This is a genomic window from Chryseobacterium sp. LJ668 (genome assembly GCF_019613955.1).
GTDB lineage: Bacteria > Bacteroidota > Bacteroidia > Flavobacteriales > Weeksellaceae > Chryseobacterium.
The window spans coordinates 1,993,541-2,013,556 of sequence record NZ_CP080443.1; the positions used below are offsets into that span (position 1 = coordinate 1,993,541).

At 35.7% G+C, this 20,016-nt stretch carries 19 protein-coding genes; 7 read left to right on the forward strand and 12 right to left on the reverse strand.

What is annotated here, in order from left to right; all coding sequences use genetic code 11:
- Positions 1-174 precede the first annotated feature (174 nt).
- The 7 genes from recA to K0U91_RS09335 all read right to left on the reverse strand — a co-directional run bounded on the left by recA (position 175) and on the right by K0U91_RS09335 (position 6,706).
- On the reverse strand, positions 175-1,182 hold the full coding sequence (recA, locus tag K0U91_RS09305; RefSeq protein WP_219970435.1) for a recombinase RecA: 1,008 nt from the start codon (positions 1,180-1,182) through the stop codon (positions 175-177).
- Positions 1,183-1,309: 127 nt separating this feature from the next.
- The gene (locus K0U91_RS09310) at positions 1,310-1,618 is read right to left on the reverse strand and encodes a hypothetical protein (protein ID WP_220180568.1); all 309 of its coding nucleotides are present in this window, start codon (positions 1,616-1,618) and stop codon (positions 1,310-1,312) included.
- On the reverse strand, positions 1,593-2,789 hold the full coding sequence (locus K0U91_RS09315) for an oxygenase MpaB family protein (protein ID WP_220180567.1): 1,197 nt from the start codon (positions 2,787-2,789) through the stop codon (positions 1,593-1,595). Before K0U91_RS09315 ends, K0U91_RS09310 begins: the two co-directional genes overlap by 26 nt.
- A gap of 113 nt (positions 2,790-2,902) precedes the next feature.
- The gene (locus K0U91_RS09320) at positions 2,903-3,367 is read right to left on the reverse strand and encodes an HMG-box domain-containing protein (protein WP_220180566.1); all 465 of its coding nucleotides are present in this window, start codon (positions 3,365-3,367) and stop codon (positions 2,903-2,905) included.
- A 78-nt stretch (positions 3,368-3,445) separates the two neighbouring features.
- Positions 3,446-4,636 carry an ADP-forming succinate--CoA ligase subunit beta gene (gene sucC / locus K0U91_RS09325; protein WP_219970438.1) on the reverse strand — a complete coding sequence of 397 codons (1,191 nt, stop codon included), beginning with the start codon at positions 4,634-4,636 and terminating at the stop codon, positions 3,446-3,448.
- A gap of 159 nt (positions 4,637-4,795) precedes the next feature.
- Entirely contained in the window at positions 4,796-5,182 is a 387-nt protein-coding gene (locus K0U91_RS09330; RefSeq protein ID WP_220180565.1) for a DUF423 domain-containing protein, read from the reverse strand.
- A 195-nt stretch (positions 5,183-5,377) separates the two neighbouring features.
- Positions 5,378-6,706, reverse strand: a complete 1,329-nt coding sequence (locus K0U91_RS09335; protein WP_220180564.1) for a hydroxymethylglutaryl-CoA reductase, degradative — start codon at positions 6,704-6,706, stop codon at positions 5,378-5,380.
- Between the two features lie 198 nt (positions 6,707-6,904).
- Between K0U91_RS09335 and K0U91_RS09340 the strand changes: the two genes are divergently transcribed.
- The 4 genes from K0U91_RS09340 to gap all read left to right on the forward strand — a co-directional run bounded on the left by K0U91_RS09340 (position 6,905) and on the right by gap (position 11,232).
- Positions 6,905-8,164, forward strand: a complete 1,260-nt coding sequence (locus K0U91_RS09340) for a putative DNA modification/repair radical SAM protein (protein ID WP_219970441.1) — start codon at positions 6,905-6,907, stop codon at positions 8,162-8,164.
- A gap of 119 nt (positions 8,165-8,283) precedes the next feature.
- Positions 8,284-9,045 carry a TIGR03915 family putative DNA repair protein gene (locus tag K0U91_RS09345; protein ID WP_220180563.1) on the forward strand — a complete coding sequence of 254 codons (762 nt, stop codon included), beginning with the start codon at positions 8,284-8,286 and terminating at the stop codon, positions 9,043-9,045.
- Between the two features lie 157 nt (positions 9,046-9,202).
- The gene (pfkA, locus tag K0U91_RS09350; protein ID WP_219970443.1) at positions 9,203-10,189 is read left to right on the forward strand and encodes a 6-phosphofructokinase; all 987 of its coding nucleotides are present in this window, start codon (positions 9,203-9,205) and stop codon (positions 10,187-10,189) included.
- 32 nt (positions 10,190-10,221) lie between these two features.
- Positions 10,222-11,232, forward strand: coding sequence for a type I glyceraldehyde-3-phosphate dehydrogenase (gene gap / locus K0U91_RS09355; RefSeq protein ID WP_219970444.1), 1,011 nt, complete (start codon positions 10,222-10,224; stop codon positions 11,230-11,232).
- A gap of 72 nt (positions 11,233-11,304) precedes the next feature.
- Here gap and K0U91_RS09360 read toward each other — a convergent pair whose 3' ends face one another.
- On the reverse strand, positions 11,305-12,192 hold the full coding sequence (locus tag K0U91_RS09360; protein WP_219970445.1) for a mechanosensitive ion channel family protein: 888 nt from the start codon (positions 12,190-12,192) through the stop codon (positions 11,305-11,307).
- Positions 12,193-12,287: 95 nt separating this feature from the next.
- Between K0U91_RS09360 and K0U91_RS09365 the strand changes: the two genes are divergently transcribed.
- Complete coding sequence (locus K0U91_RS09365) at positions 12,288-12,923, forward strand: peroxiredoxin (protein ID WP_220180562.1); 636 nt, start codon at positions 12,288-12,290, stop codon at positions 12,921-12,923.
- Positions 12,924-13,016: 93 nt separating this feature from the next.
- Here the strand turns inward: K0U91_RS09365 and K0U91_RS09370 are convergent, their stop codons facing one another.
- The 3 genes from K0U91_RS09370 to K0U91_RS09380 all read right to left on the reverse strand — a co-directional run bounded on the left by K0U91_RS09370 (position 13,017) and on the right by K0U91_RS09380 (position 16,633).
- Positions 13,017-13,607, reverse strand: coding sequence for a hypothetical protein (locus tag K0U91_RS09370; RefSeq protein WP_220180561.1), 591 nt, complete (start codon positions 13,605-13,607; stop codon positions 13,017-13,019).
- Positions 13,608-13,747: 140 nt separating this feature from the next.
- Complete coding sequence (locus K0U91_RS09375; RefSeq protein WP_220180560.1) at positions 13,748-14,263, reverse strand: hypothetical protein; 516 nt, start codon at positions 14,261-14,263, stop codon at positions 13,748-13,750.
- A 90-nt stretch (positions 14,264-14,353) separates the two neighbouring features.
- Positions 14,354-16,633 carry a TonB-dependent siderophore receptor gene (locus K0U91_RS09380; RefSeq protein ID WP_220180559.1) on the reverse strand — a complete coding sequence of 760 codons (2,280 nt, stop codon included), beginning with the start codon at positions 16,631-16,633 and terminating at the stop codon, positions 14,354-14,356.
- Positions 16,634-16,804: 171 nt separating this feature from the next.
- Here K0U91_RS09380 and K0U91_RS09385 point away from each other — a divergent pair, with 171 nt between their 5' ends.
- A complete protein-coding gene (locus K0U91_RS09385; protein WP_220180558.1) occupies positions 16,805-17,863 on the forward strand; it encodes a Gfo/Idh/MocA family oxidoreductase in 1,059 nt (352 codons plus the stop codon).
- A 3-nt stretch (positions 17,864-17,866) separates the two neighbouring features.
- Positions 17,867-18,025, forward strand: a complete 159-nt coding sequence (locus K0U91_RS09390; protein ID WP_219970451.1) for a hypothetical protein — start codon at positions 17,867-17,869, stop codon at positions 18,023-18,025.
- A gap of 67 nt (positions 18,026-18,092) precedes the next feature.
- Here the strand turns inward: K0U91_RS09390 and K0U91_RS09395 are convergent, their stop codons facing one another.
- Positions 18,093-19,985 carry an ABC-F family ATP-binding cassette domain-containing protein gene (locus K0U91_RS09395; protein ID WP_219970452.1) on the reverse strand — a complete coding sequence of 631 codons (1,893 nt, stop codon included), beginning with the start codon at positions 19,983-19,985 and terminating at the stop codon, positions 18,093-18,095.
- Positions 19,986-20,016: the final 31 nt, after the last annotated feature.

Consider the following 20,016-nt stretch of genomic DNA (forward strand, 5'->3'; position numbering starts at 1 on the left):
ATTTTTTCACTGGTTTGAAATGGGGTGAAATAATTATTAAATATAAAATCAATTAATTAGTACGGAATTAATACAAATCTTTACCTAGAAGTTTAGAAGTTCGTCTGAAACTTGTTGTATGGCAACAAAAAAAGACAGCCTTTCAGCTGTCTTCAATATTTTTACCAATACAAATTACTTTTTGTTATTGATGATTTCTTCTTTTACTTTTCCTTCAAGTTCTTCAGCCAATTCAGGATTGTCTTTTAAAACATCTCTTACCGCATCACGGCCTTGTCCTAATTTTGTATCGCCGTAGCTGAACCAAGAACCGCTTTTCTTCACAATGCCCATATCAACGGCAGCATCCAATATTTCACCTGTTTTAGAAACACCTTCACCATACATAATGTCAAATTCTGCCATTTTGAAAGGCGGAGCTACCTTGTTTTTCACAATTTTTACTTTCACACGGCTACCAACAGCTTCGTCACCGTTTTTGATCGGTGCACTTGCTTTTCTGATATCCACTCTCACAGAAGCGTAAAACTTCAATGCATTACCACCGGTAGTGGTTTCTGGATTTCCGAACATCACCCCGATTTTTTCTCTCAACTGGTTGATGAAAATCACGGTACATTTTGTTCTTGAAATGGTTGCCGTTAATTTTCTTAAAGCCTGAGACATCAATCTTGCGTGCAGACCCATTTTAGAATCTCCCATTTCACCTTCAATCTCTGCCTTTGGTGTCAATGCTGCCACTGAGTCAATCACCACAATGTCAATTGCACCAGAACGGATCAGGTTATCGGCTATTTCCAAAGCCTGTTCACCGTTATCGGGCTGAGAAATAATCAAGTTTTCTAGATCGATTCCTAATTTCCCTGCGTAACCTCTGTCAAAAGCGTGCTCAGCATCAATAAATGCAGCAATTCCTCCTGCTTTTTGTGCTTCCGCGATTGCATGTAAAGTTAATGTTGTTTTACCGGAAGATTCTGGTCCGTAGATCTCAATAATTCTTCCCCTTGGATATCCGCCAACGCCTAAAGCGATGTCTAATCCTAATGATCCGGAAGGAATCACTTCGATGGTGGTGTCGATCGCACTGTCTCCCAACGTCATTACTGTTCCTTTTCCGTATGTTTTATCTAGCTTGTCAAGCACCAATGCCAGTGCTTTTTTCTTATCGTCTATATTACTCATTTAGTATTCGTATAATTTATCAAAAATACAAAATTTTAAGATTAAAAACTAATATATTTTGCTTGATTCAGTGTTTTTTAGCGTTAAAAAATGATAAAATTTGCAGTAAATAAAACACCGTAATATCCTAAGAAATACTATTTTTCAGAAGCTGGATCCCGCTTTCTGCTGTATCTTTTTCACCACCGCATTTTTCAAAGCCAATTAAGAAAAAGGATGTCGTGGCAATCGGGGCTAGAACAAAAGCTGTCGATAAAATACTCTCGGCCTGACAAACAAATATAAGACGGGTGGTTTGTAGCCCCGATTGAATGGCATCTTTAAGCTCTTTCTTTGTTTCGGCGGCGGCAAAGCCGCCGCCGAAACAAAGAAAATCGAGCGGTGAAAGCGGAAGTAGCTCCCAATAAAAATTAATGAAAATTAGAGTTCTGAGCAACTCTGAGATAATCTTCCAGAACTTTCATCTGGTCTTTGTTTCCTTTTTTAATTCTCACTTCACGGCTTACCGTAGAATCATATATTTTATTAATGATTTTTTTCGTCATCGGAAAACCTTTTTTGAATGGAACATTCGGGATATGCATTCTTTTACAAACTGCATCATCCAGCAAAAACCAGGTGCAACAGATGTGAAGATACCTAAGGTTTTTTTTCTGAAACTGATATTTCAGAATAGGATTTTCAAGCGACTCATTCAGTAGAGAATGAGCAAGTAAAACAGAATCTTGATCTGCAGAAGGCTGAATGGAAGTCCACAAATAAAAATACTCGGTCGCTTCTTTTTTGTTATTGGGCAAAAGTTCTTCAGGAACTCCCAAAAGGAAGCCGATATATTTCCAAAGGTGAAAATGCCCTTTTTCTTCTTCCTCAGAAATGGTGTTTCCCAATTTGTGAAGACTGTGTAAAAAAACCAGGCTGAAACCGATATAAGTCGCCATCATATCCCATGAATTGATCGGTTTGCCCCAATTTTCAGTATCCCAGTTTTTATAATGCTTTTTGATAGAAAGTCTTGCGTAGGAGTGTATCAATCTAGTTTTAATGGCAAATTCGTAGCCTTTTTTATGAATTTCTAAGGCATCATATCGCGTCACATTCACCCAGAAATCTAAAGTTTCTGAAAGTCTTTTTACAGCACCTTTCTTTAATGCCTCGGTGACGATGAGCGGCTTATTGAGGTATGCATAATCGTAACCGCCAATGAGACAGTAATCACGTAGAGAAATTAAGGAGTCTATATTACACCGCATACAGAGCTCTGCTCCGCTTTTCAATAAGTTGTGATCAAGCCAGACAGGAACAGTCTGTGTTTGCTGAAATAGTTTCTTTACACTTTCAGGGGCTTGATCATCCTCTGAAACTCCTTTTCGGATGTAGTTTTCAATTTCCCGCGATGCTTCATTGAATTTTTTAGTAAAATAGACATCTTTTATAACTTCGTCACCCGCTTCATCGACATGATAAAAGAAATGAGAAAATTTATCAAAGTCTCTAAAACTAACTTCAGCTCCGGAAAAATCAATGAGTTGTTTTCCGTTGCCTTTCGTCCAAAAATCTTTGAAATGTTGTGAATCTTTAAATCTTGGCTGTAAAACTGTCCTTTCCATGTGATGATAAAAGTACAAGTTTTAAGCCGAAAATCTTTGGTGAGATTTGTCAGCTAAATATTTTGGCCGATTAAATTTTAGATTTAATTAAATGATAATTTGTTGAAACGACTTTACTTAATGCTGTCTTTTTTACTAAATACGGAATCATCCTCAATCAAAGCTTCACCAAAAATAAATTGGTCGTTTTCCGGAATAGTGTCTTCCTCGATCTTAATTTTACCCATAAGAGGTGGTCTTTCTGTACCAGATTTTGAACAGCCTGTTAATAACAAAACCAAAGAAAAAATAGTTAATGTAATTCTACTGTTACGGTAATTAGTAGGAATATTCTTGAAGAATTTATTTTTTAAATTTAAAATTTTTGAATCTTTGGTTTTCAATTGATCATTATAAAGTCTCCCGCAAATTTTTTCATTTTGCTTTTCTTTTATGATATTAATAATTTCATGATGTTTCTTGTGAGTAAAATCAATCACACATTTGTCACATACCGAACAAAATTTTCCTTTCTCATGAGAAGACATTAATTCCCATTTTTCAGAACAGGGGTTTGGAATTTGTAAGTTTTTAATCATTAATATTTAAGATAAATGTATTAAAAAAAAAACCGCTCCAGAAATGGAACGGTTTAAATTTATATAAAAATTTTAGAACTAAGCTAAAACTTCTTTTACTTTATTAGCAGCTTCTTCCAAAGTAATTGCAGAGTGTACCGGAAGACCAGACTCGTCAATTAATCTTTTAGCTTCTACAGCATTAGTTCCCTGTAGTCTTACGATCAATGGAACCGGAAGACTTCCCATTGCTCTATAAGCATCTACAACACCTTGAGCAACTCTGTCACATCTTACGATACCTCCGAAGATATTAATTAGGATTGCTTTTACGTTAGGATCTCTTAAGATAATCCCGAAAGCAGTCTGTACTCTTGCAGCATCTGCAGTACCACCAACGTCCAGGAAGTTAGCAGGGCTACCTCCAGATAATTTGATAATATCCATAGTTGCCATTGCAAGACCAGCTCCGTTTACCATACAAGCAACATTACCGTCAAGCTTTACGAAGTTAAGACCAGCTTCACCAGCTTCAACATCCATAGGATCTTCTTCTCTAGTATCTCTTAAAGCTTCAAGATCTTTGTGACGGAACAATGAGTTGCCATCCAAAGTTACTTTAGCATCTACAGCGATAATTTTGTTATCAGAAGTTTTCAAAACCGGGTTGATTTCGAATAAAGAAGCATCAATTCCTACATATGCATTGTATAAAGAAGTGATGAATTTTGTAAATTCTTTGAACGCATTTCCTTCAAGACCTAGGTTGAAAGCAATTTTTCTAGCCTGAAAACCTTGAAGACCCAAAGTAGGATCGATCAATTCGTTGTGGATCAAGTGAGGCGTTACTTCAGCAACGTGCTCAATATCCATACCACCTTCAGTAGAATATACGATTGTATTTTTACCTTCGGCTCTGTCTAAAAGAATAGAAACATAAAATTCTTTAGTTTCAGATTCTCCGGGATAATATACATCCTCTGCTACCAATACAGAATTTACCAATTTACCTTCAGCAGAAGTCTGAGGCGTAATCAATTGCATTCCGATGATGTTTTGAGCGTTTTCTTTCAACTTATCCATGTTCGGAGAAAACTTTACACCGCCACCTTTACCACGACCACCTGCGTGAATTTGTGCTTTTACAACCCAAGCCTGAGCTCCGGTTTCAGCAGTAAGTTTTTCAGCAGCAGCTACAGCTTCGTCTACGTTATTAGCTACGAAACCACGTTGTATTGCTACTCCGTACTTTGATAAAATCTCTTTTGATTGATACTCGTGAAGATTCATATTATTTTTATTATTATATTTTAATTTTTAAAGGTTGACAAATTTAATAAAAAGACACGGAAGTTCAAGATTATTAGGATAAAAATTAAAACTTACATGACAATGTCTGAAATTTAAGTCAAAACTGTTTTGTTTTTTTGAAATATATTGTTGAAATTGTTAAATTCTATTCTTTACAAAATAAAAAATCAACATTCCCCAACTTAAGATCATAAACAATCCACCAAGCGGAGTAATCGGTCCTAGAAATTTAAGATTTGCTCCCAAATAATCCTGTAAACTCAAACCATAGATACTGAAAGAGAACAACATCGTTCCTACAATCATCAATATGGAGATCCATTTTTGAGAAGAGGTGTCAAATTTTAAAATGTAACCTACGATCAGCAAGAAAAATGCTGCATACATTTGGTATCTTACGCCTGTTTCAAAGCTTTCAAGTCTTTCTACAGATATAATTTTCTTTAAGGCATGTGCTCCGAAAGCGCCTAAAATTACGGATAACATTCCGTAAGCAGCACCGAAGACTAAAGTAATTGTTTTCATTTTATTGATTTATCTCAACAGGTTTTTAAGCAGCCTGTTTTTATTTATAGTTTAAAATCTTAAATATTAGTGATATTACCCCAATTGCAATGAAGATCCATGCAAATTTTTTATTTCGGGCAAAACCCGGATTTTTTGTTACTTTCAGAAAAATTCCGAAAGCCAACATAAGAGCTGCGACAATAATTCCAAACATTATTGTCCTCTTAATCTGTTAAACTCATTGATAACCTCATGATGACTTACTGTTTTATCTTTGAAGTAGGTTACAAAATGTTGCTTTTCTTCTTCTGTTGCCCCCATTTGGTTTAGAATATTCAGCAAGTGCATTTTCATGTGACCTTTCTGAATTCCTGTGGTCACTAAAGATCTCAAAGCTCCAAAATTCTGAGCAAGCCCTGAAACAGCCAAAATACTCATCAGTTCCTGAGCAGAAGGTTTCCCGAGAAGTGCCAAAGAAAATTTTACCAAAGGATGAAGATTCGTTAAACCGCCTACAACGCCTACAGAAATCGGAAGGTCGATCCAAAATCTGAATATTCCGTTGTCTGTCGTACAGTGTGTTAACGAAGAATATTTTCCTTCTCTTGCAGCGTATGCATGTGCGCAAGCTTCAGTTGCTCTGAAATCATTTCCGGTTGCAATGACAACGGCATCAACGCCATTCATAATTCCTTTGTTATGCGTTGTCGCACGGAAGGGTTCAATTTCGGCGATGGTTACCGCTTGTTTAAATTTTCTTGCAAATTCTTCATTTGAAATTCCACTGTCGTCTTTTAAGTCTTCAATTTTACATGAAACTTCGGCTCTTACTATGCAGTCCGGAGTGAAATTGGAAAGAATATTCATCACTACCTGCAAAGAATTTTTTTCTTCCTGTGTGAAATCTTCTTCCAAAGAAATTTCTTCTTTTAAAGTTTTTCCAAATTGTTCAAGGCAAGAGTTGATGAAGTTGGCACCCATAGAGTCTACGGTGTCAAAGCTTGCTTTTAACTGGAAGTAATTAGACATTTCTGCGGTTTTATCAACCAGTTTTATTTCTAAAATTCCACCGCCACGATTTCTCATGTTTGCCGTGATGCTTTCTGTGGCTTCAAAAAGTTTTTTCTTTAATTTAAAATTAAAAAAATGCTGAAGTTTATGCGATTCTACATCAATAATGAAATGAGTGTGACCTAATTTTTTGGTATTGATAATCGTAGTTTTGAACCCACCTTTATCAATCCAGAATTTTGCTGCTTTTGAAGCGGCTGCAACTACAGAGCTTTCTTCAACGGCCATCGGTAAAGCCAATAACTTTCCGTCAATCAGAAAATTCGGAGCAATTCCGTACGGCATATAAAAATTGGAAATGGTGTTTTCGGAAAATTCATCATGGAGTTTCTGAAGGTCTGCATTTTCATTCCAATATTGATTGAGTATATTTTGATAATCTGTGTTTCCTTCGAGATATTCATTGACGAGCCAGTCAATTTTTCCCTGTTTGGTCAGTTTAGAAAAACCTTCTACCGGTTGATGATTCATAGTAATAAGTTATTTTTTGATACAGAAAAGCGGAATCGACCGTTTACGATTTCACGCATAAATTAATGATGGTAAATATAGTAAATTTGTTTGTGCCTATTGTGGATAAGTTCGTTGAAAAAAGAGTGATATTTCTCAATTTTGGACATAATTTTGTATAGTAAATTAGATATTTATAATAAATTCCAACTTTAATAAATGAATTTTGACCGTCTAAAAGAAAAATTAGAAATTCTCGCCGATGCTGCAAAATATGACGTGTCATGCTCATCCAGCGGAGGTTCGAGGAAGAATAAGAAAGGTGCTTTGGGAGATAGTTCTGCAAGCGGAATTTGTCATACTTATACCGAAGACGGTCGATGTGTTTCTCTTTTAAAAGTTCTCTTAACCAATCATTGTATTTATGATTGTGCTTATTGTGTTTCCCGCAGTTCAAATGATATAAAAAGAGCTGCTTTTACGGTTGAAGAAGTTGTGGATTTAACGATTAATTTTTACCGCAGAAATTATATTGAAGGTTTGTTTTTAAGCTCAGGAATTTTCAAAAATGCTGACACTACAATGGAACGTTTGGTTCGAGTAGCAAAAAAACTTCGTTTGGAAGAAAATTTTAACGGGTATATTCATTTAAAATCAATTCCTGGTGCAAGTGATTTATTGATGCAGGAAGCGGCTTTGTATGCTGACCGATTGTCAATTAATATTGAAATTCCGACAGAAAGCGGATTGAAATTGTTGGCTCCAGAGAAAAACCGTGAGGATATGCTGAATCCGATGAAATATATTCAGAGCGGAATTACACAATACAAAGAAGAGAAGAAAATTTTCCGGAAAGTTCCAAAATTTGCTCCGGCTGGTCAGTCTACGCAGATGATTGTGGGGGCTACTAATGAAAATGATTTACAAATTATCAAAGTTGCTGATCATTTTTATAAAAATTATAATCTTAAAAGGGTTTATTATTCCGGATACGTTCCTGTTTTAGAAGATACGAGATTACCGGCTTTAACGACGGCAGTTCCTATGCTTAGGGAGAATCGGTTGTATCAATCAGATTGGCTGATGCGTTTTTATGGTTTTAAAGCAGATGAAATTTTAGATCCGCATATGCCGTTTTTAGATTTAGAAGTTGACCCAAAATTGAGTTGGGCACTTCGACATCTTGATCAGTTTCCGATTAATCTTCAAAGTGCAGATTATCAGATGATTTTAAGAATTCCGGGAATTGGTGTGAAAACGGCGAAGAAAATTGTTTCTGCGAGACGTTTTCAGGTTTTGACGATTGAGAATCTACAAAAATTAGGTGCAGCGGTGAATCGGGCAAAATATTTCATTGATTTTAATGCGGGAAATGTTTTCCTAAGACATTTAACTGATTTAAATTTGAAAAAATTATTAATTGGGGGAAGTACTTCTAAATTTCAGGATCAGTTTTCGCAACAGTTGACTTTATTTTAAATGTTAAAACACTATTTGTACACATTTTTTCACGAATTTTCATTAATAATTGTGGTTTAAATACCAAATAAGTTCATTCTATCACACTTAAACGCTCCAACTCCAACCCTCCAATCAAAATGACAATCTTACTCTATGATGGCAGTTTCGACGGACTTTTTACGGCAATATTCGAGGTTTTCGAGTATAAGTTTAAAGATGTGGAAATTATTTCAAGAGAAAGATTTCATCAGGAAAATATATTTGCAGAAATTCATGAAGTGATCACGCAGGAAGCAAAATCTGAAAGAGTTTTAAATAAATTAGAAGAAAACATCGGTAAATCTGGAATTCATGAATTGGTGAAAGTTTTTTTATCGGAAGAACCTGATTTAGAGCAAATCATTTTATCTGCGGTAAAGCAATCCATTCAATATCCGAAGGAAAATATTCTCCAAAATTATGCAGATCAGGATATTTTGAGAATAGCTAAGATTTGTAAGTCTGTAAGTCGTGAACGACACAGGATGACGGCTTTTGTACGGTTTGAGAAAATGCAGGATGAGGTTTTTTTTGCCAAAATAGATCCGGATTTTAATGTTTTGCCTCTAATCAGAAAACATTTCAAAGACCGTTATCAGGATCAGAAATGGATGATTTATGATCTCAGGAGAAATTACGGACTTCTTTACGATTTAAAAACCTGTGACTTCTTTTACCCCGAAGAAAAAATTGATCTCAATAAATACCAGCAGAAATTTCATGATGAAGAAAAAAATTACCAGACGCTGTGGCAACGTTATTTTTTCAAAACCAATATTGTAGAAAGGAAAAATTTAAAACTGCACATTCAGCATGTTCCCAAAAGATATTGGAAATATTTAACGGAAAAGAATTGGTAAAAAAATACAGCTTCGAGTTTTATAAATTTAAAATGTAAATTATTACTTAAACAATTTGCTTTAAAATTACAGGATACTAAAGGATGAAAAGTATTGGCAAGATACTGCCGTTATCTGAACTTGTTTTTGTAAATTTGTGTCTGAAATTTTTTACTAAATGAATGGAAGTGCTGTGAAAAAAATTGCAGTTCTTACCTCGGGAGGAGACTCTCCAGGGATGAATGCAGCATTAAGAGCGGTTGTAAGAACTGCCAATTATTATAATATCGAATGTTACGGAGTGAGAGAAGGCTATAATGGTCTTATTCATGATGATTTCCTGAAAATGGGACCCCGTTCTGTAAAAAATATAATTAACCAGGGTGGAACTATCCTGAAATCTGCCCGTTCCAAAGAGTTTATGACCAAAGAAGGTCGCCAGAAAGCCTATGACAATTGCGTGAGATACGGAATTGAAGCTTTGGTGTGTATTGGTGGTGACGGTACTTTTACAGGAGCAAAGATCTTCAACGAAGAATTCGGAATTAAAGTAATCGGAGTACCCGGCACCATTGATAACGATATCTTTGGAACAGACAACACAATAGGTTTCGACACCGCTTTGAATACCGCAATGGATGCTATCGATAAAATACGTGATACGGCAACCTCTCACAACAGGGTTTTCTTTGTAGAAGTAATGGGTCGTGATGCAGGTTTTATTGCACTAAACAGCGGATTGGCAACCGGTGCCTTGGATATTCTGATTCCTGAAAGAAAAGATAGCATAGATGAATTGTTTGCCAATTTCAGAAACGCAGAAAAAACAGGAAAATCATCAAGCATTGTCGTAGTAGCAGAAGGTGAAAAGCTGGCTAACATCTATGAATTGGCAGAGCAGACCAAAACCGAGTTTCCGGAATATGATATTCGTGTGGCTATTTTAGGCCACATTCAGAGAGGAGGATCACCAAGTTGTGCAGACCGGGTTTTAGCCAGCAGACTGGGCTTTGGCGCAGTAACCGGATTAATGGCAGGAGAGAACAATGTGATGGCAGGAATGCGCTCTAACGAAATTGTGTATACTCCCATTGAAGAAGCTATTAAGAAACACAATGAAATCAATAAGGATCTGCTCTTGATTTCAGAAATTTTAGCAATCTAATATTTTATATAATTAAATAAATCAAAACAATTATGTCAACAATCAAAGTAGGTATTAACGGGTTTGGTAGAATCGGACGTCTTGTTTTCAGAGCAATGACTGAAAGAGACAATATCGAGGTAGTAGGTATCAACGACCTTATTAATGCAGAATACATGGCTTACATGTTAAAATATGATTCTGTACACGGCATCTTCCCAGGAGAAGTTTCTGTAGAAGGTAACGATCTTGTGGTAAATGGTAAAAAAATCAGAGTTACTGCAGAGAGAGATCCAAATAACTTAAAATGGAACGAGATCGGTGCTGATTACATCGTAGAATCTACCGGTTTATTTTTAGATAAAGAAAGTGCAACAGCACACATCAACGCTGGTGCAAAGAAAGTTATTCTTTCTGCTCCTTCTAAAGATGATACGCCAATGTTTGTAATGGGGGTAAACCATAAAGAATTGACTGATGATATTAAAATTTTATCAAACGCATCTTGTACAACCAACTGTTTAGCACCTTTAGCTAAAGTAATTCACGATAACTTCGGTATTGTAGAAGGTTTAATGACTACGGTACACGCTACAACAGCTACTCAAAAAACTGTTGACGGCCCTTCAGCGAAAGACTGGAGAGGTGGTAGAGCTGCTCTCAACAATATTATCCCTTCTTCTACAGGTGCTGCTAAGGCGGTAGGTAAAGTAATTCCTTCATTGAACGGAAAATTGACAGGAATGTCTTTCAGAGTACCAACAGTTGACGTTTCTGTAGTTGATTTAACAGTAAGAATCGAAAAAGCGGCTTCTTATGAAGAAATCTGCGCTGTGATTAAAACTGCCTCTGAAGGTGAATTGAAAGGTATTCTTGGATACACTGAAGATGCTGTAGTTTCTCAGGATTTCATCGGAGATAAGAGAACTTCAATCTTTGATAAAGATGCAGGAATTATGCTTTCTCCTAACTTTGTGAAGCTTGTTTCTTGGTATGACAACGAAATGGGTTATTCAAACAAATTGGTTGATATGTTGATTCACTCAGCTTCTCTTTCTAACTAATTAGAACTTAGCTTAAAATAAAAAGCCTTCCTTTTTGGAAGGTTTTTTTTGTTTTTAATCGAAGAATTACTCTCAAAGATCATTATTTTCTTTAAAAATTTCGCCGCTTCCTGTATTGGTTATATTAATGCTTGTAGGAGTAACAAGAGGAATTCCGTCGGCATCAAGACTGCTTTTGATCTTCATCAAAATATCACTTTTTACATAACCCATATTTTCGCCGACTTTCATCCAGAACTTTACTTGAAGATTGAACACCCCTTGTTTTAAGTTGGTGAATATAACTTCCACTTTGTCTTGCTTATCAATATATTCCTGACCTAAAATAATATCATTGATGCTTTTCTGGGCTTTTACAATATCTTCATCCGCAGGGATCTCAAAATCTAAAATAATTTTCCGCTGAGGTGAGGCTGTAATATTATAAAAAGGTGCATTAAAAATCACTTGGTTCGGAATATAAGCTTTTTTACCATCGTCTGTGATCAGTTTTGTCGTCAGAAATCCTATGTCTTGTACCGTTCCGGAATGATTGCCTATCGATATATAATCTCCTACTTTAAAAGCTTTATCAATACCAATAAGTAATCCCGAAAAGATGCTTGAAACCAAATCTTTTAGAGCAACACCGGCAATTACCCCTGCAACTCCCAAACTCCCAATAAATTTCCAAAGGAACCCGCTGAATCCCATAATCTCCAGAGCAATAAAGCATCCCATCAATACGATGATAAACCTAAAAATGCCAATAACGGTAATCACTGATCCTTCTTTTTTACTTTTAGGAAAAAGCTTATGCATTATTTTTACAGCAAGTACACTCAGATACTTACTAGTAAACAGGAAAAATAAGAATACTAAAATTCCCACCACAAGTTTTGGGGTGAGTCTTGCGAAAGCGATGTACCAATTTTGTAAAACTTTATATACGGTATCAACGTAGCTTAAACCATAATCCATAAAGGTATTTTTAAATTTTAAATTAATTTTTAAGCAAAAATTTTGCCAGTTACAAAAAGTCTATTAAATTTGTAGACTAATAAAAACAATATACTATGTCGATCAAACTAGGAGATACCGCACCCAACTTTCAGGCAGACTCATCTGCAGGAAAAATTGATTTTTACGAATATCTTGGAGATTCATGGGGGATCTTATTTTCCCATCCTGCTGATTATACTCCGGTTTGTACAACTGAATTAGGTTATACTGCAAAACTAAAATCAGAGTTTGACCAAAGAGACACAAAGGTAATCGCATTAAGTGTTGATGGAGTAGAAGATCATAAAAAATGGATCAAAGATATCAACGAAACTCAAAATACTGAAGTGCAGTTTCCTATTATCGCTGATAAAGAACGGAAAGTTTCGGAACTGTATGATTTCATTCATCCAAATGCTTCATTAACGGCAACAGTTCGCTCTTTATTAATTATAGACCCCACTAAAAAAGTACGACTGATCATTACTTATCCTGCTTCAACGGGCAGAAATTTCAATGAAATTCTGAGAGTTTTAGATTCTCTGCAGTTGGTAGACTCTCATACCATTGCTACTCCTGCAAATTGGAATGATGGTGATGATGTCATCATCCCGCCTTCTATTACTACTGAAGATGCCAAAAATATTTTTCCAAAAGGTGTTAACGAAATCAAACCGTACCTTCGCTATACACCTCAACCCAACAAATAAGCTTAGATTTTTTATTTATTATATAGTTTAGTTTTAATTTGAAAAAGCGGCCCGGAAATTTTCCGGGCCGCTTTTATTTATATTTTGAAAAAATTATTTCAAGTCGTTTGCAACTTCTCTGCCTTTAGATGATGGAAGATAAATACTGAAACCTACATTAAAGCTGATTCTGGAGGTCAATCCTTCATTTCCAAAACCTGTTACACCGTTGTATTTTACCAGACCTTCAACACCAATGTTTGGAGTGATAAAGTAGGAGTAACCAGGACCTACACCAAAGTCTAAACCTGTTGTAGAAATACCATTCTCTACATTGAATCCGCCAACACCTAAGTTACCTTCCAAAAACCATCTTCCGTGGTTTAATAAATTGTCAACACCTTTTTCTCCCGGAGATAAAAAATAACGTCCTAAAGCACCTACACCGTAAGTAAATTGTGTTGATGCACCTGCACCTGGTTTAGCAAGACCTAAAGTTACATAACCTCCTAAAGCTACATTATCTTTAATAAAATATGCAGCTCTCGGCTGAAGTGTGATATCATATCCAGCTCCTGTATTTAATCCAAAATTACTAGATAGCAAGCTGCTACCCACCATCCAGTTACCTTCCTGAATCTGTGCGTTTGCTGTACCTGACAAACCAGCCACAGCTAAAATTCCTGTAAAAATCAGCTTTTTCATAATTTATAATTTTAATAGTTTAATGTTAAAATATTTTAATATGCAATTTCACTTCAATAAATGTGCCACAGCCTTTGTGTACTCACTTTCAGCAAAAGGGAATGAGAATAGTGAATAATAGATCAATTATAAATTAAGAATTAGATGAATATCAAAATAACGGCAATAATGAGACCAGCCACTGCAAATTTAATACCTCTTCTGAAAGGTCTGCTTTTGGTATTAAACATCCAGAAACTTGAGATGACGAAGAAAAATAGACAGAAACCAAAAAAGGCATTAAGTGGTGATAATGTGTCTTTAGATTGCGATTTGTGAAGCTTTGTCATTTTATCCAAAACAAAGGGTAGTTCTTTCTTTGTATACTTTGCTTGTCCGGTTGCAGCATCATAAGTTCCCTGTTTGAATCTGACTAGATCACCCTCCTTTTTTTCGATTTCAAAATTTTTGATTTTAAGTTCTTTTCCAAGTTCTTTTTCTGAAAGGTTTACTGCAATTTTTTTGTCGATTTTATTTTCCTTTTTTAAAAAGTCGGTATCTCTGTAAATGAGCAAAACACCACTAATTGCATAAACAGCCATAATACCTGCCATAAAAAAACCTAAATAACGGTGAGTTATCCTCATAAAACTTCTGGTGTCTTTGATCTTGTCCATGTTTAATTATATTGTTTTTTAAAATTTCAAAAGTGGAAACTGCAAAAATGCAACTTCCACTTAAATAAAGAGTTATTGAATATCTAAATTTTATAGTTTATAAGTCAGTGTGAAATAATAATTTCTCGGCGTAATTGGGTTTACAGAATAGTTTTCATGTACATTATAATTCACCACATCAAATAGGTTACCTACTTTGCCCTGGATTGAGAATTTCTTCCATTCGTATCCTAGCGATAAAGAAACTGTAGTGTAGTCTTCTAGCTCAAAACTTCTGCTCACATCTTTTCTGGTGATATTTGTAGATTTTGAATCATTCCATCCTGCGATTCTGTTACCAATATAATAAACTCCAATTCCGGCTTTCAAACCAGGGACATAATTGGTGAATTTATAAAATACGGAAGCATTGGCTGTAGTTGCAGGGGTTCTCACCAATCTTTGCTTTTCGACAAATCCTTTTTCCGGGGTATCAATATAAACAGAATTGTTATATGAAAAACCTCCGATAATAGAAATATTTTCATTAGGATTTCCTGTAATATCCACCTCAACACCGCGGCTTCGCATTTTTCCAGCAAGCTCTTTTAAATTAGTATCTGGTGTTTGTACGTTACCTAAAGTATCAACATAGAAGAAATTCTGGTAAAAGTTATGATATAGAATCTGGTACAACGTCACGTTAACTGCTACAGCATTATTCCAGATGTTTTTCTTAGCTCCTATTTCATATTGATCTACTGTAGTACGTCTTATTCCCTGCTTTGGAAGTGTTGCAACTCTGCTTTGAACCTGTGTTAGATTTCCTGAAGTATCTAAATTACTGACCGCATCAGAAGTATATCCTGCATTCGTTGCAAATGAATTGGTATAAGTTACAAATGCTGAAAAGTTATCATTGGGATTATAAACTAAACCAAATTTTGGTGAAAAAGCATTGTCCGATGTAGCTGAATTTGCTACTTCAGTTTTCACATCTGTGGTAAAACGCGTAAGTAAACTTGGCATATTTTCGATATATGACCAGCGAAGTCCTGCAAGCACTTTAAATTCCTTTGTTAAGCTGATAAAATCCTGAGCATAAACACCTATTCTTCTCGCGGTCGTTCTAGTTTTTGTATTTAAAGTAGATTCGGGCATTGCTAAGCTTCCGTTATCCCATGAAGCAGGATCATCCAAAAATAATATGTTGGTAGGAGCCTGTATCAAATTATAAGCATTCGCATCAGATTGTCCGTAGTCTGCATCTGTACCGATCAATACTTTATGATTGGTTTTTCCTATATTGAAATCTCCATTTACATTTACTTGTGCAGAACCATAATTTTGTTCGTTATAGGTTTTGTTTAATGGGGTATTCCAAGATAATCTTGTAGCTGTCGGCGATGCATAAGCCCATTGCACTCTTTCTGTTGAAAAATAATCTTTTGTATAATTTTGATATGACGCAGAAGCATTCAACGTCCATTTATCATTGATTTGGTGATTAAATGTCACATTTGTTGATGCTTGCTGAACATTTTGATATTGCCAGTCGGTTCCAAAAAAAGTGTTTCTGGGTAACCAGTCGATCATGGTGTAGCTCTGGTCTTTATTGGTAATCGAGCCTATTCCGAAATCAGGAGTAAGATCATTTTTCAGATAATCTGCCTCAATAATTAGCTGTGATTTTTCTCCTAAATTGAATAAAAATGAAGGGTTAAAATAATACTTTTCAGATTTCACCACATCGCGGAAACTTTCTGCATATTCATAAGCCCCATTTATTCTGAATGCGACATTTTTTGAGATAGGTCCGTAAACATCTACGGTTGGTTTGTAAGAATTCCAACTTCCTGCATTTAGACCAACGCTACCACCGAAATTAAATCTGGGTTTTTTTGTTACTAAATTGATAATACCACCCGCTGCTGCATTTCCGTATAGCATTGCCGTTGCACCTTTCAAAACTTCCACTCTTTCAAGTCCGCTTACTTCAGGAAAAACTCCGCTGTTGACTCTGGAGCCGTTTTTATAAATATTATCGTTACCAAAAATAAAACCTCTACCACCGAAGCTATCTTGGGAACCACCTCTTGCAGAAGTAAGATAAACTCCGTTTACATTCTGAAGAACCTCGCTCAATTGCTTTGCCTGCTGCTGTTCGATAATCTCATGGGTAACGATAGAAATTGCCTGTGGATTTTCCATTACCGTAAGATTCGATTTTGTAGTGGCCGGCTTCGCTGTATTGGGGTTTCCTGTCTTATGAAGATTCACATCTTCAATCGTTTGAATTCTTATCGTATCACTTTCAGCAGTATATCTCATCTGGGCAGATAATGAAAAAGAAAGTGCAAGAAATCCTAAAGTTATCAGTGGTTTTTTCATTTTTTTATTTAGAGTAGTTTTAAATAAGGGGCAAATGTAAGTATTAAATCTTATTATTTGTAATTGTTCCAAATAAAAATATCTGATTTTTATCATAACCTTGATTCGTATCTTAAACAGAAGGGTTTTTATTGATAAAAGATTATAAATATATTTGTTGAAAATAAGAGTATGCAATTGGTAAAAGTAGGTTTATGTGCATTTGGAATGAGCGGAAAAATTTTTCATGCACCGTTTTTAAAAGAACATCCGGGATTTTTTTTGTCTGCAGTTGTAGAAAGAAGCAGAGAAGATTCTAAAAATTTATATCCTGATGCAACTATTCATCGTTCGGTCAGGGAGATGCTTCAAAATGCAGATATTGAGATTGTTGTTGTAAATACACCGGTTCAGACGCATTTTGAATACACCAAAATGGCTTTGGAAGCAGGCAAAAATGTAATCGTAGAAAAGCCTTTTACAGTAAATGCTACTGAAGCTGAAGAATTGGTAAGATTGGCAGAAAATAAAAATCTCTTCTTAAGTGTGTACCAAAACAGAAGATTTGACCGTGATTATCTGCAGGTACAAAAAATTATATCAGAAGGTAAATTAGGAAATATCAGAGAAGTTGAAATCCGTTTTGATCGTTTCCGTACTGAAGCGAGCGGGAAGGAGCATAAGGAAAATCCGTCACAAAGTGGTTCCGGTTCTGTCCACGATTTGGGTTCGCACCTTGTTGATCAGGCGACACAGCTTTTCGGATATCCTGAAAAACTTTTCGCAGATGTATTTTCAATGAAAGGTGAAGCATTTGCCAATGATTATTTTGAAATTTTGCTTTATTATAAAGATACTTTGAGAGTGAGGCTAAAATCTTCTGTATTTACTAAAGAAGACCATTTTGCGTATAAAATTTTTGGTGATAAAGGCAGTTTTCTACAGGAACGAACAGACAATCAGGAAAATGAGCTCGCAGCAGGCGCTATTCCAATTAACGGAAAAGATTGGATGCAGCCTTTGAAAGAATCTGATGGAATCCTGAATTATTCCGATGAAAATTCTGAATCAATAAGAGTCTTAACCTCAAGCCAGCCCGGAAATTATATGAATTATTATCAGCAAATCTATGAACATATCGTTTTCGGCTATGCGTTGCCGTCGCTTGGTAATGAAGTGATTCAGAATATGAAGATCATTGAAGCCTCTTTGGAAAGTTCAAAAAAAGGGAAAGTAATTGAATTAAACTAAACTATGAAAAAAAGAAGCTCAAGTTTTACAGTAATCGGTCTTCTCTTTGTAGGAATCGGTGTTACGCTGGTCGAAGACAATAAATATTTAAAGTACGGATTCCTGTTATTGGGAACCGCATTTTTACTGTATAGCATTTTTTCGATCATAAAGAGAAATTAATTTTCATTGATAATAAATCGGGCGGTTCAATTATTTGACCGCCCGTTTTATTTATATTTTATAGCAATTAAGCTTCTCCGGAAATTTCCTGAAGCTCGAGCCATCTCATCTCATGGCTTTCCAGCTTGCCGGAAAGGGTTTCTAATTCTGCAGATAGTTTTGCAATTTTATCATATTCTGTTTCGTTATTCAGGTGCTCAAGAACTGTTGCTCTTTTGGCTTCGAACTCAGGAATTTCTTTTTCAATCGTTTCTAGTTCGCGCTGTTCTTTAAAGGAAAGTTTTTTCTTTGGAGCTTGCGGTTTTGGAATCGAAACAGCAACAGGCGTTTCAGCTTTTTGCACTACTGCAGGTTTAGGGTTTTTCTCTTCCAGTTTTACATTTTCCCTATATTCTGAAAAATTACCGGTAAAATCTCTTATTTTTCCTTCACCTTCGAAAGCCAGAATGTGATCAACTATTCTGTCCATAAAATATCTGTCATGGGAAACGATAATCAAACTTCCCTGAAAGTTTAAGAGGAAATTCTCCAATACCGTCAAAGTAGGAAGATCCAGATCATTGGTAGGCTCATCAAAAATTAAAAAATTAGGATTTTGGTATAAGATGTACATCAGATGCAGTCTTCTTTTTTCACCTCCGGAAAGCTTAGAAATTGGCGAATACTGAGTTTGATCGTCAAATAGGAACAATCTTAAAAACTGCGATGCGGAAATTGTTTTACCATTTGCCAAAGGAAAGTTTTCAGAAATATCTTTGATAAAATCAATAACTCGCTCTTCCTCTTTATACTTCAGACCTTTCTGAGAAAAATATCCGAATTTGATGGTTTCTCCGGTTTCAATTTCCCCGGAATCTTTTGGTTCAAAACCTTGAATGATATTGAGTAAAGTAGATTTTCCGGCTCCGTTTTTCCCGACAATTCCTACTTTTTCGCCCCGCTGAAATGAATAACTGAAATCTTTCAACAATAATTTATCGCCATAGCTTTTAGAAATATCTTTAAGCTCCAAAATTTTGTTTCCCAGCCTTTTCATTTCAAAATCCAGTTCCAAAGTTTCTTTTCGGGTATCTGTTTTGGCTATTTTTTCAGTCTCGTAAAAGTCATCCTGTCTTGATTTGGATTTTGTGGTTCTTGCTTTCGGCTGTCTGCGCATCCATTCCAATTCCTTTCTGTAAAGATTGTTGGCTTTGTCGATGGTCGAGTTCATATTGTCTTCACGTATCATCTTGTTTTCAAGATAAGTTGCATAGGCACCATTATGAAAGTACAGATTTTGATCTTCCATTTCCCAGATTATTCCGCAGACTGCATCAAGAAAATACCGGTCGTGAGTGACAAGAAGCAGTGTGATTTTTGCTTTATTTAAATAATTTTCAAGCCATTCCACCATTTCTACATCAAGGTGGTTGGTTGGCTCATCCATAATTAAAAGGGTATGCCGGTGTTCGGCTCTGGTTTCTGTTAAAAGTTTTGCCAAAGCAACACGTTTGATCTGTCCGCCGGAAAGCATCCCCATTTTTGCTTCAAGATCAGTGATTTTAAGCTGAGAAAGTATTTGGGTCATTTCGTTTTCAAGATCCCAGGCTTTGTGAATTTCCATTTCAGCCAAAGCTTTTTCCATAAAATCGGGATCGTCTGACAAAAGTGACTTGTGATAATTTTTCAGAGCCTTAATGGGTGCAGAATCTAAGGTCATCATAAACTCTTCAATTGTAAGGTCAGATTCAAAATCAATTTCCTGATCAAACAATACCACTTGTATATCTTTATTAATGATTACAGAGCCGCTGTCAGCGATTTCTTTCCCCATCAAGATTTTCAGCAAAGTAGATTTTCCGCTTCCGTTTTTAGCAACAATAGCAATTTTGTCGCCTTCATTGATGTTAAATGCTATATTTTTAAAGAGAGTTTTTATCCCGTAAGATTTTGTAAGATTCTCAGCCGCAACGTAATTCATTAATATCCAAATTTTGTGGTGCAAAAATACG

What these genes read in the sequence shown, in the direction of transcription:
- recA (WP_219970435.1), bottom strand. Translation starts at nt 1,182, where the DNA reads ATGAGTAATATAGACGATAAGAAAAAAGCACTGGCATTGGTGCTTGAC.
- K0U91_RS09315 (WP_220180567.1), bottom strand. Translation starts at nt 2,789, where the DNA reads ATGGAAAGGACAGTTTTACAGCCAAGATTTAAAGATTCACAACATTTC.
- K0U91_RS09320 (WP_220180566.1), bottom strand. Translation starts at nt 3,367, where the DNA reads ATGATTAAAAACTTACAAATTCCAAACCCCTGTTCTGAAAAATGGGAA.
- sucC (WP_219970438.1), bottom strand. Translation starts at nt 4,636, where the DNA reads ATGAATCTTCACGAGTATCAATCAAAAGAGATTTTATCAAAGTACGGA.
- K0U91_RS09330 (WP_220180565.1), bottom strand. Translation starts at nt 5,182, where the DNA reads ATGAAAACAATTACTTTAGTCTTCGGTGCTGCTTACGGAATGTTATCC.
- K0U91_RS09335 (WP_220180564.1), bottom strand. Translation starts at nt 6,706, where the DNA reads ATGAATCATCAACCGGTAGAAGGTTTTTCTAAACTGACCAAACAGGGA.
- K0U91_RS09340 (WP_219970441.1), top strand. Translation starts at nt 6,905, where the DNA reads ATGAATTTTGACCGTCTAAAAGAAAAATTAGAAATTCTCGCCGATGCT.
- K0U91_RS09345 (WP_220180563.1), top strand. Translation starts at nt 8,284, where the DNA reads ATGACAATCTTACTCTATGATGGCAGTTTCGACGGACTTTTTACGGCA.
- pfkA (WP_219970443.1), top strand. Translation starts at nt 9,203, where the DNA reads ATGAATGGAAGTGCTGTGAAAAAAATTGCAGTTCTTACCTCGGGAGGA.
- gap (WP_219970444.1), top strand. Translation starts at nt 10,222, where the DNA reads ATGTCAACAATCAAAGTAGGTATTAACGGGTTTGGTAGAATCGGACGT.
- K0U91_RS09360 (WP_219970445.1), bottom strand. Translation starts at nt 12,192, where the DNA reads ATGGATTATGGTTTAAGCTACGTTGATACCGTATATAAAGTTTTACAA.
- K0U91_RS09365 (WP_220180562.1), top strand. Translation starts at nt 12,288, where the DNA reads ATGTCGATCAAACTAGGAGATACCGCACCCAACTTTCAGGCAGACTCA.
- K0U91_RS09370 (WP_220180561.1), bottom strand. Translation starts at nt 13,607, where the DNA reads ATGAAAAAGCTGATTTTTACAGGAATTTTAGCTGTGGCTGGTTTGTCA.
- K0U91_RS09375 (WP_220180560.1), bottom strand. Translation starts at nt 14,263, where the DNA reads ATGGACAAGATCAAAGACACCAGAAGTTTTATGAGGATAACTCACCGT.
- K0U91_RS09380 (WP_220180559.1), bottom strand. Translation starts at nt 16,633, where the DNA reads ATGAAAAAACCACTGATAACTTTAGGATTTCTTGCACTTTCTTTTTCA.
- K0U91_RS09385 (WP_220180558.1), top strand. Translation starts at nt 16,805, where the DNA reads ATGCAATTGGTAAAAGTAGGTTTATGTGCATTTGGAATGAGCGGAAAA.
- K0U91_RS09390 (WP_219970451.1), top strand. Translation starts at nt 17,867, where the DNA reads ATGAAAAAAAGAAGCTCAAGTTTTACAGTAATCGGTCTTCTCTTTGTA.
- K0U91_RS09395 (WP_219970452.1), bottom strand. Translation starts at nt 19,985, where the DNA reads ATGAATTACGTTGCGGCTGAGAATCTTACAAAATCTTACGGGATAAAA.